The organism is Haloarcula salina (genome assembly GCF_010119195.1).
Lineage (GTDB): Archaea > Halobacteriota > Halobacteria > Halobacteriales > Haloarculaceae > Haloarcula > Haloarcula salina.
On the sequence record NZ_WRXL01000001.1, the window covers coordinates 774,523 to 788,357 of the forward strand.

The 13,835-nt window shown below is 64.0% G+C and carries 13 protein-coding genes; 2 read left to right on the plus strand and 11 right to left on the minus strand.

Features of this window, described 5'->3' with window-relative positions:
• Nucleotides 1–456: 456 nt before the first annotated feature.
• Nucleotides 457–2,733 (plus strand): RICIN domain-containing protein, encoded by a 2,277-nt coding sequence (locus GM656_RS04015; protein WP_162412355.1) that lies wholly within the window; start codon nt 457–459, stop codon nt 2,731–2,733.
• 21 nt (nt 2,734–2,754) lie between these two features.
• Here the strand turns inward: GM656_RS04015 and GM656_RS04020 are convergent, their stop codons facing one another.
• The 11 genes from GM656_RS04020 to ahaH form a co-directional block, all read right to left on the minus strand.
• A complete protein-coding gene (locus tag GM656_RS04020; RefSeq protein ID WP_162412356.1) occupies nt 2,755–3,147 on the minus strand; it encodes a DUF6276 family protein in 393 nt (130 codons plus the stop codon).
• A 46-nt stretch (nt 3,148–3,193) separates the two neighbouring features.
• Nucleotides 3,194–3,883, minus strand: a complete 690-nt coding sequence (locus GM656_RS04025; protein WP_162412357.1) for a V-type ATP synthase subunit D — start codon at nt 3,881–3,883, stop codon at nt 3,194–3,196.
• Nucleotides 3,884–3,985: 102 nt separating this feature from the next.
• The gene (locus GM656_RS04030; protein ID WP_162412358.1) at nt 3,986–4,738 is read right to left on the minus strand and encodes a bacteriorhodopsin; all 753 of its coding nucleotides are present in this window, start codon (nt 4,736–4,738) and stop codon (nt 3,986–3,988) included.
• 110 nt (nt 4,739–4,848) lie between these two features.
• Complete coding sequence (locus GM656_RS04035) at nt 4,849–6,270, minus strand: ATP synthase subunit B (protein WP_162412359.1); 1,422 nt, start codon at nt 6,268–6,270, stop codon at nt 4,849–4,851.
• 2 nt (nt 6,271–6,272) lie between these two features.
• Nucleotides 6,273–8,033, minus strand: coding sequence for an ATP synthase subunit A (locus GM656_RS04040; protein WP_162412360.1), 1,761 nt, complete (start codon nt 8,031–8,033; stop codon nt 6,273–6,275).
• Nucleotides 8,034–8,035: 2 nt separating this feature from the next.
• A complete protein-coding gene (locus GM656_RS04045; protein ID WP_162412361.1) occupies nt 8,036–8,359 on the minus strand; it encodes a V-type ATP synthase subunit F in 324 nt (107 codons plus the stop codon).
• Entirely contained in the window at nt 8,356–9,432 is a 1,077-nt protein-coding gene (locus GM656_RS04050) for a V-type ATP synthase subunit C (RefSeq protein WP_162412362.1), read from the minus strand. Before GM656_RS04050 ends, GM656_RS04045 begins: the two co-directional genes overlap by 4 nt.
• Nucleotides 9,429–10,013 carry a V-type ATP synthase subunit E gene (locus tag GM656_RS04055; protein ID WP_162412363.1) on the minus strand — a complete coding sequence of 195 codons (585 nt, stop codon included), beginning with the start codon at nt 10,011–10,013 and terminating at the stop codon, nt 9,429–9,431. Before GM656_RS04055 ends, GM656_RS04050 begins: the two co-directional genes overlap by 4 nt.
• A 20-nt stretch (nt 10,014–10,033) precedes the next feature.
• Nucleotides 10,034–10,300 carry a F0F1 ATP synthase subunit C gene (locus GM656_RS04060; RefSeq protein WP_162412364.1) on the minus strand — a complete coding sequence of 89 codons (267 nt, stop codon included), beginning with the start codon at nt 10,298–10,300 and terminating at the stop codon, nt 10,034–10,036.
• A gap of 221 nt (nt 10,301–10,521) precedes the next feature.
• Nucleotides 10,522–12,759 carry a V-type ATP synthase subunit I gene (locus GM656_RS04065; RefSeq protein WP_162412365.1) on the minus strand — a complete coding sequence of 746 codons (2,238 nt, stop codon included), beginning with the start codon at nt 12,757–12,759 and terminating at the stop codon, nt 10,522–10,524.
• Complete coding sequence (ahaH, locus tag GM656_RS04070; protein ID WP_162412366.1) at nt 12,746–13,078, minus strand: ATP synthase archaeal subunit H; 333 nt, start codon at nt 13,076–13,078, stop codon at nt 12,746–12,748. The genes GM656_RS04065 and ahaH overlap by 14 nt, the downstream gene beginning before the upstream one ends.
• Before the next feature lie 132 nt (nt 13,079–13,210).
• On the opposite strand from ahaH, the gene GM656_RS04075 reads away from it, so the two are divergent.
• Entirely contained in the window at nt 13,211–13,831 is a 621-nt protein-coding gene (locus GM656_RS04075; RefSeq protein WP_162412367.1) for a methyltransferase domain-containing protein, read from the plus strand.
• The last annotated feature ends 4 nt before the right edge of the window (nt 13,832–13,835 follow it).

Here is a 13,835-nt window from a genome sequence, read left to right on the forward strand (position 1 = left end):
ACCGTCACCGTGCTCAGAGAGCGGGTCGGTACCGACTGAGCCGATTCATCGAACGGCCCGGATGCCGTCGATAGGCACGGTATCCATATAATATCAGACATGTGGTTCCGACTCTAGAAATAGCCTCGATAGTTTGTCGGGTTTCTAGATACGAACCGTCGAAAGATCAGAAGTCCGTACCATCGGGATATCTAATTGCACCACGATGCGCTAGTTCAGGGATGCTAGCGGAGTTTACAAATCCGGGCGGCTGCACGACGGGTTGACATCTAATGTAACTTATTTATGTAATTATAATGAAAATACATCTTTAGAGATATCTTAGAAACGTATAAGTAATAATTGCGATAAGAGTTGTGTTGCCATGACAGGGAGGGGACAAGAGTGAATACGCGGCGGAAGTTCTTGCAATCGCTCGCGATGGGGTGTATTGGAACTGCAGTACTAAGTGACGTGGTGACAGGTTCCCCACCGGCGGTCACCATAGACGGTGGTGGCTCTGACGTCTGGGGGACCGAAGACCAGTGTCACTACTACTACGAACAGGTCAGTGGGTCGTTTGACGTGACCGTCCACGTCGACGATATCGAGGATACCGGTGACTGGGCGAAAGCCGGGATACTGGTCAGGGAGAGTCTCGCGCCTGACGCGAAGAACGCGATGATCAGGCACACGCCGGACAACGAAAGCTCCGTCCAGTGGCGTCCCGACACCGGTGGTGAAACCAACAGTACGACACAGAGCGATATCGGAAACGGAACGTCCGACGGTGACTGGATCCGGCTGGTCCGGGAAAACGATGCGATTGTCGGCTACGGATCGACCGACGGTAGCGACTGGGCCCGTGTCTGCCGGCTACCCAGCAGCCGAATCGAATTCAGTGACGAGACGTACGTCGGTCTCGCCGTTTCGAGTTTCGACTGGGGAACGCTGTGTTCGGCGACGTTCGACGAACTGTCCGGACTCTCCCCGGAGAAGAACCAGGATATCGGGAACGTAAATCCGGCAGGGAGCGTCTCTACGAGCGGCGGTAGTGAGACACCGACCGAAACGGAACCCGACGACACTGAGACACCGACCGAAACAGAACCCGACGACGACGGTGAGCCGATCGACTCCGGGACCTACAGGGTCCGAAACGAAAACTCCGGCAAGGCACTCACCGTTGAGAACGGCTCCGAGGAAAACCGTGCGTCGCTGATCCAGCAGCCGTATCAGGGGAGGCCGTCCCAGCAGTGGACCGTCGAGTCGCTCGACGACGGCTCCTATCGCCTGACCCCGACGCACTCGGGCAAGGCCGCCGACCTCAATAAAGGGCGGGAGACGAACGGAGCCAACATCGTCCAGTGGGACTGGCACGGGAGCGATAATCAGCGCTGGAACATCGAGGCCGTCGGCGGAGACGTGTACCGGATCCGGTCGGTGCATTCCGGGAAGGTGATGGCCGTCAGCGACGGGTCCGAAGACGACGGCGCGAACGTCCACCAGATGGGATGGCACGACACCGCCAGCCAGCGATGGCGCTTCGACGGCGACACTTCCGAACCCGCGACCGAAGAACCCACCGAAACACCCATCCAGGAGACTTCACAGTTCGGTCTCGATTCTGGATTCGCCGATCCAGCGCCGTGGCTCGACGACAGCGTCTCGGTCAGGACCGTCACGGAACCGACCCGTAGCGCTGTCGAATCAGCTATCGGTGGTAGTGGTCCCCGAGTCGTCGTCTTCGAAACGAGCGGCACGATAGATCTGGGGGGGATACCCCTGAAGATCACCGTCGACGACTGCTGGGTCGCGGGCCAGACGGCCCCCTCACCCGGGATCACTTTCATCAACGGCCGCGTCCAGATTAGCGCCGACAACTGCGTTCTCCAGCACATCCGTTCGCGGATCGGTCCGGCTCCGAACGGCGACATCCAGGGCAACGACTCGGTCAACACGGCCTACGATACGCACAACAACGTGATCGACCACGTCAGTGCCTCGTGGGGTACCGACGAGTGCATGTCTGTCGGCTACAAAACCAGCGAAACGACGTTTACGAACAACCTCGTCTACGAGGGATTGTACGGCCCCTACGGCGACCATACCGACCATCACTACGCGACGCTCGTCGGTAACGACGCGGACGACGTCACTCTCGCCGGCAACGTCTGGGCGAAGTGTCGTCGCCGGATGCCCCGGCTGAAAACCGGCTCCAGCACCGCCGTTGTGAACAACCTCGCGTATTTCTTCGACGGCGGCAGCAACATGGACGGCGATACTGAGGCGAGTTTCGTCGGGAACAGGTATATCGGCCAGATCGACACCGGTGACAGGGTGTTCGAGGGCGGCAACGCCTACATGGAGGACAACACGGTCACCGAGCCACCGCTCGACTCGGATACGCCGAAATACAGCGGCAACGAACTCGATTCCCGGCCGCTGTGGCCTGACGGACTCGACGCCATGTCCTCGTCGGCCGTCGAAGCGCACAACCTCGCGAACGCCGGGGCACGACCCGCCGACCGGACAGCGAACGATCAGCGGATCGTCACCGAGATCAGAGAACGGGCCGGCAACGACCGACTCGATTCGCCCTATGACTACTGGATCGCCGACCATAACGACGTCGGAGGATACCCGGACCTCCCGGAGAACACACATTCGCTGACCGTCCCCGACAGCGGCCTCCGTGAGTGGCTGGACGCCTGGGCGAAAGCAGTCGAAGACCCGAACGCGAGTCCGCCGTAGGCCGCCCGGTCGTAGGACCGTTCACAGCAACTGTTCGAGCTGGCGACGCCGGGCCGACAGGTCGACGTGAGCGCGGTCGCCGTAGCTGTCCGCGAGTCGGTCGACGGCGAGCAAGGGATCGACACCCTCGCGCTCGACCCGCTCGAGCAGCGCGGTGATCTCCTGACGATTCAGCGCCAGCGAGTCGAGCAGACCCACGAGCAGTGCCAGCGGAACAGCCGCATTCGAGTCAGTGGGGAACGCATCGTCGACAGCAGAGAGATCCGGCGTCTCGGCCGGCGGGTCCGGTTCGGGATGGATCGACAGACAGGCTCGACAGAGCGCCGTGCCGGGCGTTTCGCCCGGAAGGTACTCGCGTAACTCCGCGGGAACGGGGATCGAAACGGTCTCGCCGCCGCAGGCTGGACAGGCCATACCGGCTCACGGACGGGCGCGGACAAAAAGGACGCGGAGAGAACGGTCAGTCGTCGGCGGTGACGGGCTCGGGCTCTTCTTCCGCTTCGGCGGCGGCGACGGCGTCTTCCTCTTCTTCCTTCTTGGCCTTGATCTTCTTCATGCGGAAGATCTCCTCGCGTTCCTGCTCTTCGAGCTTCTGCTCGATGTACTCCTGGTTGTCGTAGAGGTCCGGGAGCAGCTTGAACTCCAGGGCGTTGACGCGGCGCTTGGTCGTCTCGATCTCTTCGAGCATCTTCTTCATCGCCGTCTCGACCTCGGCGGCGAGGATGATGTTCTCCAGCAGGTCCTCGTAGGCTTCGGCGGCCTCGTCGATCCGGGCGGACGTGCCCATGACGCCGTAGCCCCGCTCGTCGAGGGACTTGCGGACCTTGCTGGACTCGATCTGCGGAACGACGACGCCCATGATGTTCTTCGACTGGGTCGTCAGTTCCGGGTGCTCTTTCAGCGCCGAGGCCGCGCCGCGGACGGCCACGTCGCCCTCCATCGCCCGCGCCATGTTGATGGCCCGTTGGGCGCGCTCGTAGGAGTCGTCGAGGTCCTCGCGCACGTCCTGTGCCTGGTCCAGGATGTCCATGAACTCCATGATGAGCCCGTCACGCTTCTTCTCCAGCGTGTCGTGCCCACGCTCGGACAGTTCGATGCGGTCCTCGATCTGCATCAGGTTTTTGCGCGTGGGTTTGACGTCCTTAGCCATTACGGGGTCCTTTTCGACGTAGGCAGTTAACGGTTTCCAGTTCTCTCGGTTCGAACGGGCGGGACGCCCATCGAACCGGTCCGAGACGACCGCTCGGCGCGGTCAGTCGTCGGCGGGCGTCGCGGCGCGACCCGTCGCCTGTGCCGATCCGTCAAGCACGGTGTGGCTCCGGAGCAGGATGATCCCGAAGCCGACCTTCGCGACGAGGTCGATGACCATAAATCCGGCCGTCTCGACGCCGATCCCGACGAGGCTCAGCCCTTCGGTCCCGACGAGCCACCACACGGGGTAGACGAGCCAGACCACGGTCACGAGGTTTCGCAGGGTCCGGAAGGTGCTCTGCGTGTCGCTGGGGAGGTCGCTGACGCGACCCGACAGCGAACTGAACAGGAAGTACAGCAGGATCAGCAGGAAGCCCGTGCTGACTCCCCACCAGACCAGCCGTTCCGCGCCGGCCGACAGCACGCCGCTGCCCGCGCTGAAGGTCGCGACGACGCCGGTCCCGATCATCAGCACGTCGAGGCTCACCAGCGTGGCGATGGTGTTCCGGTCAGCGCCCGCCAACAGTCCCAGGTCGTACAGCAACAGCGGCGTCGTGAACAGCCAGTCGGTGTAGCGGGCCCAGTAGATCGGGTGCTCGGTCCCGCCGAACTCGATGAACGTCAGCCCGAACCCCAGCGCCATCGCCAGGTAGTTCACGAACGCGATGGCCGTGATGAGTATCGTCGCGATGTAGAACTTCTGTCTCCGCTCGTCGGTCTCGCCCCACCCGCGGCCGATGAAGTATAGCATGCCGACGAACATGCCCACGGTGCCGAGCCACAGCCAGATGCCTTCGGGTCCTGGTGCTGGCATAGTACAGCTACACCTTAGGAATGTCAACTGAACTTTCGATTGCCCAAACAATTAGGTATCCTCTGTCGAAGAAGCGGCAAAAACCGGAGAAAACGCGTGACGGGGCGGGTCTACGCTTCGGCCTCGACGGCCTCTGCGGTCTCGTCCTCGCGGTAGTGCTCTTCGATGAGGTCCTCGTCGATGCGGTTGAGCGCGTCTTTCGGAAGCATCGAGAGCAGATCCCAGCCGAGTTCGAGCGTCTCGTCGATGTCGCGGGCCGTGTCGAAGCCCTGGTCGACGAACTCCTCCTCGAACCGGTCGGCGAAGTCGAGGTACTTGTTGTCCAGTTCCGACAGCGCCTCGCGGCCGACGATGTTCACGAGGTCGCGCAGGTCCTCACCTTCCGCGTACGCGGCGAAGATCTGGTCTTTCACGTCGGCGTGGTCGGCGCGGGTCAGACCCTCGCCGATCCCGTCGTCCATCAGGCGCGACAGCGACGGCAGGACGTTGATCGGCGGCTGGATGCCCTGGCTGTTGAGGTCGCGGTCGATGTAGATCTGGCCCTCGGTGATGTACCCGGTCAGGTCCGGGATCGGGTGCGTGTCGTCGTCGCCGGGCATCGTGAGGATCGGCAGCTGCGTCACGGAGCCCTCGCGGCCCTCGATCCGACCGGCGCGCTCGTAGAGCTGGGCCAGGTCGGTGTACATGTATCCGGGGTAGCCACGGCGGCCCGGGACCTCCTCCCGAGCGGCACCGATCTCGCGCAGCGCCTCGCAGTAGTTGGTCATGTCCGTCAGGATGACCAGCACGTGGTAGTCCTTCTCGAAGGCGAGGTACTCGGCGGTCGTCAGCGCCAGTCGCGGCGTGATCGTCCGCTCGACGGCCGGGTCGTCCGCGAGGTTCATGAAGACGACGGAGCGCTCCAGCGCGCCGGTGCGCTCGAAGTCGTCCATGAACTCGTTGGCCTCTTCGGCCGTGATACCCATCGCGCCGAAGATGACGGCGAACTCCGAGCCCTCGTCGTCGTCGCTCGCCTCGTCCTCTTCCGGCACCGTCGCCTGTCGGGCGATCTGGAGCGCCAGGTCGTTGTGGGGCAGACCGGACGCCGAGAAGATCGGCAGCTTCTGGCCGCGGACGAGCGTGTTCATGCCGTCGATGGCCGAGACGCCCGTCTGGATGAACTCCTCGGGATACTCGCGCGAGAATGGATTGATCGCTTCGCCGACGATGTCACGGCGTTCGTCGGGAACGATCTCCGGACCGCCGTCGATCGGCTGACCGGTCCCGTCCATCACGCGACCGAGGAGATCCTCGGTGACGGGCATCTTCATCGTCTCGCCGAGGAAGCGAACCGAGGCATTGCGGTCGATGCCTTCGGTGCCTTCGAACACCTGAATGGCGACGTAGTCGCTGGCGGATTCGAGCACCTGGCCACGGCGGGTCTCGCCGTCGCTGAGCTCGATTTCCACGATGTCGTCGTAGCCGACCGGTTCGTCGGTCTCGACGAACACCAGCGGTCCGCTGATTTCCGTGATTGTCTGGTACTCTTTCATTGTTAGTACAGCTCCCGGAGCTGTTCCTGGATATCCGCTTCGAGTTCGTCGATGTACTCGTTGTAGTCTTCCTGCACACCGATACGGTTGAGCCGCGGTGCGGCGTCGATGTCGGTGATCTCCTCGACGGGGACACCGGCATCGAGCGCCTCGAAGGCCGCATCGTTGTACGTCTGGATGGCGTCCATGATGCGGTAGGTCTTCTCGGGCTCACAGAAGGTGTCCACGTCGTGGAACGCGTTCTGCTGGAGCCACGCCTCGCGCAGGTAGCGCGCGATCTCGAGCGTGAGCTGCTGGTCCTCCGGCAGCGCGTCCTTCCCGACGAGCTGGACGATCTCCTGCAGTTCGGCCTCCTCGTCGAGCGTGTCGATCGCCCACTGGCGCGTCTCCGGCCAGTCGTCGCGGACGTTCTCGACGAACCACGGGTCGAGCTGGTCGCGATACAGCGAGTACGACTCGTTCCAGTTGATCGAGGGGAAGTGCCGACGTTCCGCGAGGTCGGCGTCCAGCGCCCAGAACGTCTTGACGATGCGCAGCGTGTTCTGGGTGACCGGTTCCGAGAAGTCCCCGCCCGGCGGCGAGACGGCCCCGATGACGGAGACGGACCCCTCGGTGTCGTTGATGTTGTTGAAGTAGCCGGCGCGCTCGTAGAACTCGCTCAGTCGAGCCGAGAGGTACGCGGGGTACCCCTCCTCGCCGGGCATTTCCTCGAGCCGCGAGGAAATCTCGCGCATGGCCTCGGCCCACCGGGAGGTGGAGTCGGCCATCAGCGCCACGTCGTACCCCATGTCGCGGAAGTACTCCGCGATGGTGATCCCCGTGTACACGCAGGATTCGCGGGCCGCGACGGGCATGTTCGACGTGTTCGCGATGAGGCACGTCCGGTCCATCAGCGCGTTGCCGGTGGTCGGGTCTTCCAGCTCCGGGAAGTCCTCGATCACTTCGGTCATCTCGTTGCCGCGCTCGCCACAGCCGACGTAGACGACGATGTCCGCGTCGGCCCACTTGGCGAGCTGGTGCTGGGTGACCGTCTTCCCGGACCCGAACGGACCCGGAATCGCGGCCGTCCCGCCCTTCGCGATGGGGAACAGACCGTCGAGCACGCGCTGGCCGGAGATGAGCGGCTCGGTCGGCGTCTCCTTCTCCTTGGCCGGGCGCTGACTGCGGACCGGCCACTCCTGGCGCATCTGGATCTCCTCGCCGTTGTCGAGTTCGGCGACCGTCTCCTCGACGTTGAAGTTACCGGACTCGATGGCGACGACTTCGCCGCCCTCGTAGTCGGGCGGGACCATCACTTTGTGGTCGATGCTGGGCGTCTCCGGGACGCTCCCGACGATGTCGCCGGGCTCGACGGCGTCGCCCTCGGCGACCTCGGGGTTGAACTCCCAGGTCTTCTCCAGGTCGATGCCCGGCGCGTCGACACCGCGGTCGAGGAACGCCGAGCCCATCTTCTCCTCGAGGACGTCGAGCGGGCGCTGGACGCCGTCGTAGATGGCGTCGAGCATGCCCGGCCCGAGGTCCACGGAGAGCGGCGCGCCCGTCCCCTCGACGGGTTCGCCCGGGGAGACACCCGATGTCTCCTCGTACACCTGGATCGTGGTGATGTTTCCTTCGATCTCGATGACCTCGCCCATCAGCCCCTCAGAGCCGACGTACACGACGTCGTTCATCCGGGCGTCGAGGTCTCGAGCGGTTACGACCGGTCCCGAGACGCTTTCGATAATGCCGTCCTCGCGGACGTCTGATTCTGTTGCTTGACTCATGATTAGTCTTCGTCCATCAGGTCGATACCGATGGCTCGCTTGATCTGTTCACGCAGTCCGCCGCTACCAGTGCCACCGCCGAGCGTGACCATCACCGGCTCGACGCTCGTCTCGGCGTCCTTCCTGACGCCGCGCGAGAGATGCGAGAGGTCGTCGTCGTGCATCACGAGGATGCCGACGTCGTCGTCCGTGAGCATCTCTTCGACGGCGTCGTCGAGCTGCTCGTCTTTCTGTTCGGCCGGGATGTCCGCGAACTTGCGGACGCCGGCGAGTCGGAAGCCCGTCGTGAACTCCGGGCTGCCGACGACAGCGATCTCCTGGCTCATAGTATCACCAGTTCCTGTTCGATTTCGTCGGGTCCGAGTCCGGCCTCGCGACCGCGGGCGATGGCGCGGATATTGTCGACCTCGCGCTCCTTGGCGAGGACGTAGGACAGCACCGGACAGACCGACAGCGGATAGCGGTTCGAGAGCCGGTCCGCGTACTCGAGCAGCGCCGCTTCCAGCGCGCGCTCGAAGTCGAGGAGGTTCTCGGCGTCTTCGAGTGCCGAGAGCGCCGCATCGAGGTCGTCACCGTACTTGCTCTCGCGGACGGCGCTGACCAGCTGGTCGAGGTTCGTCGACAGCTGGGCGACCTCCTTGGCGTCGAAGAGCTGTCCGCCTTCGATGAAGTACTCCGAGGGGTCGACGTCGGCCCCGCTGTGAGCCAGCCGGAGCGCGTTCCGAAGGTTCCGGAAGTCGACCTCGGTTTCGAGGAACTCGACGTACAGGCCGGTCGGGCTGTCGATCTCCGGGTTCTCCGGGAGACCCGACAGCAGCGTCTCGTAGAACGCGCGGTCGAGCGCGTTCTCGAGGGGGACCAGCACGCCGCTCTCCTCGTAGACCTCGAAGGCTTCGGCCAGCGACTCACCGAAGACCGTGTCGTCGAGCAGTTCGACGACCTCCTCGATGGAACCGGCGTTCAGCAGCGATTCGATACGGCGGTCGGAGAACTCGCCGGCCCGGATGAGGTCGTCTTCGACCTCGGTGCGGTCGAGGTCCGAGTACAGTCCCCGAATCACCGTTTTGGCGTTCCACACGTCGAACTTCCGGAGGTAGCGGGCGATGTAGTCGTACAGCGCGCCCTCGGACCACTCCAGCAGGTCGTCGAAGTGTTTCGCGAGGTTCCGGTTCAGCGCGTACTCGACGAGGTCGACGCCGCTGTAGCGGGAGCCGAGCGCGTTCATCTCCGTCTCGTACTCCGTCTCCTCCATGAAGCGGGCGATCTCGCCCGTCCCCATACGGACCAGCTTGCGGTAGTCGTCGTCGTCGAACAGCGAGGCACGACGAGAGCGGACCCGTGCGATGACGTACTCGTAGTTGCTTCCCTGGCCGCGCTTTCCCGTCGTTCGCGGACTCATTGGTCTTCGAACAGGCGCTCACTGATTGCTTTCAGGTTGTCCTCCCAGACGCTCTCCAGGATGGAGTCGAACGTGTTGTTCACACGAACGCGGGATTCGCTGCTCTCGACGACGACGCCGCCGAGGCAGTCCCGTTCACCAGCGTAGGTTACGTTGTCGTAGTCACTGAGCACATCTTCGAGAAGCGCCTGATCCGACGCGCGACCGTACACCGACAGGTCTGCTCCGTCCTCGAACTCGTCGGTCGCGGCGTCGAGCAGCGCGCGCGTCAGCTCTTCTCGCCGGTCTCCCTCGAGATCGGCGAGCGCGTCCTCGACGCTCTCGCGAACGTCTTCGAGGATGTCGCGTCGAGCGTTCAGTCGGGCCTGCTTGGCCTCGAGCTTCGCAGAGGAGAGCCGCTGCTCTCGCTCCTGCTCGATCGTGCGCTCGACCTCGGCCTGGCGCTCCTCGCGGATCTCCTCCGCGTCGGCCTCGGCCTCCGCGATGATCTGCTCGGCGCGCTCGTCGGCCTCGCCGCGAATCTCCTCTGCACGCGCGCGGGCTTCGTCTCGGATGTCCTCTACGACTGTATCAAGGCTCATTGTTGGAAAAGGGGGGTGCGTTAATTAGGAACGACGAAGACGACGACCAGCGCGAGGATGACGAGTGTCTCCGGCAGGACCGTCAGGATGAGGCCGCGACCGAACATGCTGTCGTCCTCGGCGATGGCGCCGACTGCGGCGGCACCGATACCGCGTTCCGCGTATCCCGAGCCGAGCGCCGCCAGACCGACGGCGAGGGCCGCAGCAGCTTTGTTTGGGATAGCCGGCGCAGCAGCGGTACCTTCTTGCAGTACAGCGTTGACAACGAGTGCGATGTTCTCGATCATGTTGTTGAAGTCCTCTCTGGGATTGCTCGTGTCCGAACAGGCGTATGTGCCCCCACGTTCTTCATAAAGCTTCCCAAAACGCTTCGCCAAGATGCTGTCCCGACGGTTTAGCCGCTCTCTGACCCGGGGTTGTGAGCTGATACCAGCCGGCGCTGTCGGGAGACTGGTGCGACGCTACAACAGCGAGGGAAACGCGGTAAAGTGCGGCGAACGACCAGTGGTCAGTCGTCGGTCGTGTACGTCCGCTCGTAGCCGAACGGGGAGTAGGGCTTGCCGCCGCCCTCGAAGAACTTGCCGAAGAACTCGACGTACTCGAGACGCACGCCCTGCAGCCCCGCGCTGGTGACGCCGAGCGTGAGGACGAGCACGTGGCCGAGCACGAGGACGAGCAGACCGCCGACGATGCCGGCTACGCCGGAGTGCATCAGACCGCCGAACATGACCTCGGTGACCTCGTGTCCGTGGTAGGTCCCCTGTTCGAGCATGTGCGCCGGCGAGTGGTTGATCCCGAAGTGCCACTCCGCACCGTGGTCGGTCTCGACGACGTACACGCCGAAGAACAGTAGATTGACCACGAAGGCCATCCCGGCCTTCGCCAGGAGCACCGCGGCGAGTCGCGTGTACGACAGCACGTTCACGAGGACGTTGAGGAACTCGACGACCTCGATGAGGTCTGCCATCGCCAGCAGCACGAGCCCGACGAAGAACACGATCAGCCACGCCGAGATCGGGAATCCGGCGACGCTGAACAGATTGATGGCCGGCAGCCCGGTGAATCCGAACGCGTACGGGTGGCCGGCGAAGATGCCTTCCTCGGCCGTGTAGAGGAAGTTCGGCGCGGAGCCGTTCGCGCCGGAGAACACCCACGCCCACAGGCCGAAGAGCATCAGCAGCCACGATCCGCTCTCGGTGACCGCGTCCCAGAGACCGTGTCGCATGTTCTTCACGAAGTCGAAGATCCATCCGACGGCGAGGTGAATCATACCGACGAGCAGGCTGATCGTCAGCCACGCGATGGCGTAGTCACCGTACGCAGGCTGGAGACCCTTGTGCATCGGCGGATTACCGCCCCAGACGATCTCTCCGAGTTGGTGCAGACCGAACACCTCACCGTAGAGGACGCCGAACAGCGCGGTGAATCCACCGGCCCACATCGCGACGCCGCCGAGGCTCTTGAGCACGTCGCTGTCGACGTTCGCGTAGAGTCCGTAGCCGGCGAGGAAGTACAGCAGCCCGTAGCCGAGGTCCCCGATCATGAACCCGTAGAACGCCGGGAAGGTCAGGAAGAACACGACCGTCGGGTCGAACTCGCTGTACTTCGGTCGGTTGACGACCTCGACGAGGTCCTCGAACGGCCGGGCAACGCCGGGGTTGTCCATGATGACCGGCGGCTGGTCGTCGCTCATCGTCACGAGACCGCCGTCGGCGACAGCCTCCTGAGACTGGTCGTCAGCCTCGGAGATGGTCGCGCCCTCGTGTTCGTCGGCGCCACCGCCGCCCTCGTGTTCGACCTCCTCGCGAGAGTGAGCGTGGCCCTCCTCGTACTCGGCGACCTCGAGCTTGTCGATGTCGACGGCCTCGGAGACCGCCGAGTCGACCGTGCGCTTGAACTCGGTGTAGTGCTCGTTCGGAATCCACCCCTCGGCGATGAACGCGTTCTCGGTGGTCGCGAACGTCAGCGGCGCTTCGCCCTTCTGGGACTCGATCGCCAGCTTCTCCTCGGCGGCGAGCAGGAAGCCGGCGTAGTCGAGACGGAGCGCCTCCAGTTCCTCCTCGACGGTCGAGAGCTTCGACTCGAGCTGCTGTTTCTTGTGTTCGAGCTCCTCAAGGTACGCCGTCGGACTGCCGTCGCCCTCGGGGATGTCGAGCCGAGAGAACGTCGCGCCGACGAGCGCGTCCTGCAGTTCGTCCTCGTCGGCCTGCGCGAAGACGGCGACGACGCCGTCCTCGGCGAACAGTTCGAACGTCCGGATGTCGCTCTCGACGAGCGTGGTGTCGATCTCGTCGCGGTCGCCCTCACCGACGGCGACGGCGAGCGAATCGTAGCCCCGCAGGAGGTCGAGGTCGATGCCGAGCGCCACGAACGGCTCCATCGTGCTGATCTGGTCCTCGACCGCGCGGAGGTCGTCGCGGATCTCGTCGCGGCGGTCGTCGAGTTCGTTGACCTCGGTGCGGACCTCTTCGAGCTGTTCCTGGATGGCCTCGTCGGTGACGACGCGCGTCGGGCCGGCGTCTTCCTCGTCGACGCCGAGGATCGACTGTAGCGAGCGGACCGTGACGAGCTTATCTGCCGCCTCATTGGTCCCCTCGAGAGAGTCACCCGGCTCGAATCCGTCCCACGAGCCGTCGTACTCGGTGACGTGGAGCATCTCGAGGTCGTGAACGGCCTCGATAGTGGCTTCCATCGCCCGTTTCGATCCCGTCACCGAAACGCGGCACATCTTCTCAGGTCTGAGCATGTACCGCCTCCTCGAACAGGTCTATGACGTATTCGACGACCGCCTCGGTCTCGTCTGCGGCCTGCGCTTCGAGGTCGGCGCGAGCACTCTCGCCGTCCTCGAGTATCTGCTCGCGCTCGGCCTCTATTTTCTCGCGGGCCGTTTCGAGGCGGTCCTCGGCCGCCGCCTCGGCGTCTTCGCGGGCCGTCTCGCGGATTTCCTCGGCTTCCTCGCGAGCCTCGGCGATCCGCTCCTCGCGGTCTTCTTCGGCCTCTGCGACGATCTCGTCGGCCTCCTGCTCGGCCTCCTGTATCCTGTCGAGAACTTCTGGCCGTGGCATTTGCTAATCACGTGAGGGTTGCCAGAGCGCCTATTTGGTAGTTGCGAAGTTCGCCCGCCGAGAGTCGCGTCCGTGGCGGCACGCCGGCCGAAATCCGGGGAATTATGACCGCCAAGCGCGAACGCAGAGACAATGGGAGTCCTCGAGAACAAGGCACGCGCGCGGACGTTCTACAAGTACCTCTCGAAGGTGTACGACCAGATCAACCCCTTCATCTGGGACGAGCGGATGCGCGACGAGGCGATCGCGATGCTCGACCTCTCCCCCGACGACCGCGTCCTCGACGTGGGCTGTGGGACCGGCTTCGCCACCGAGGGGCTCCTCGAACACGTCGAGACTGTGTACGGACTCGATCAGAGCGCCCACCAGCTCTCGAAGGCCTACCGGAAGTTCGGCAAGCGCGGGGACGTTCGTTTCCACCTCGGCGACGCCGAGCGACTCCCGTTCAAAGACGACAGCTTCGACGTGGTCTGGTCGTCCGGGTCCATCGAGTACTGGCCCAACCCCGTGGACGCCCTCGCGGAGTGTCGGCGGCTGACCAAACCCGGGGGACGGGTCCTCATCGTCGGCCCAGACTATCCGAACTCGAGCATCTTCCAGAAGATGGCCGACGCCATCATGCTGTTCTACGACGAGGCGGAGGCCGACCGGATGTTCACCGAGGCCGGCTTCGAGGACTTCGAACACCACATCCAGCAGTCCCGCCCCGGCAGCCCGCGCGCGATCACGACCATCGCGACCGTGCCGGAGTGAGGGC

Excerpts from the sequence above, each read along its gene's own strand:
- GM656_RS04020 (WP_162412356.1), bottom strand. The coding sequence starts at position 3,147 with ATGGCCTGTCCAGCCTGCGGCGGCGAGACCGTTTCGATCCCCGTTCCC.
- GM656_RS04025 (WP_162412357.1), bottom strand. The coding sequence starts at position 3,883 with ATGGCTAAGGACGTCAAACCCACGCGCAAAAACCTGATGCAGATCGAG.
- GM656_RS04030 (WP_162412358.1), bottom strand. The coding sequence starts at position 4,738 with ATGCCAGCACCAGGACCCGAAGGCATCTGGCTGTGGCTCGGCACCGTG.
- GM656_RS04035 (WP_162412359.1), bottom strand. The coding sequence starts at position 6,270 with ATGAAAGAGTACCAGACAATCACGGAAATCAGCGGACCGCTGGTGTTC.
- GM656_RS04040 (WP_162412360.1), bottom strand. The coding sequence starts at position 8,033 with ATGAGTCAAGCAACAGAATCAGACGTCCGCGAGGACGGCATTATCGAA.
- GM656_RS04045 (WP_162412361.1), bottom strand. The coding sequence starts at position 8,359 with ATGAGCCAGGAGATCGCTGTCGTCGGCAGCCCGGAGTTCACGACGGGC.
- GM656_RS04050 (WP_162412362.1), bottom strand. The coding sequence starts at position 9,432 with ATGAGTCCGCGAACGACGGGAAAGCGCGGCCAGGGAAGCAACTACGAG.
- GM656_RS04055 (WP_162412363.1), bottom strand. The coding sequence starts at position 10,013 with ATGAGCCTTGATACAGTCGTAGAGGACATCCGAGACGAAGCCCGCGCG.
- GM656_RS04060 (WP_162412364.1), bottom strand. The coding sequence starts at position 10,300 with ATGATCGAGAACATCGCACTCGTTGTCAACGCTGTACTGCAAGAAGGT.
- GM656_RS04065 (WP_162412365.1), bottom strand. The coding sequence starts at position 12,759 with ATGCTCAGACCTGAGAAGATGTGCCGCGTTTCGGTGACGGGATCGAAA.
- ahaH (WP_162412366.1), bottom strand. The coding sequence starts at position 13,078 with ATGCCACGGCCAGAAGTTCTCGACAGGATACAGGAGGCCGAGCAGGAG.
- GM656_RS04075 (WP_162412367.1), top strand. The coding sequence starts at position 13,211 with ATGGGAGTCCTCGAGAACAAGGCACGCGCGCGGACGTTCTACAAGTAC.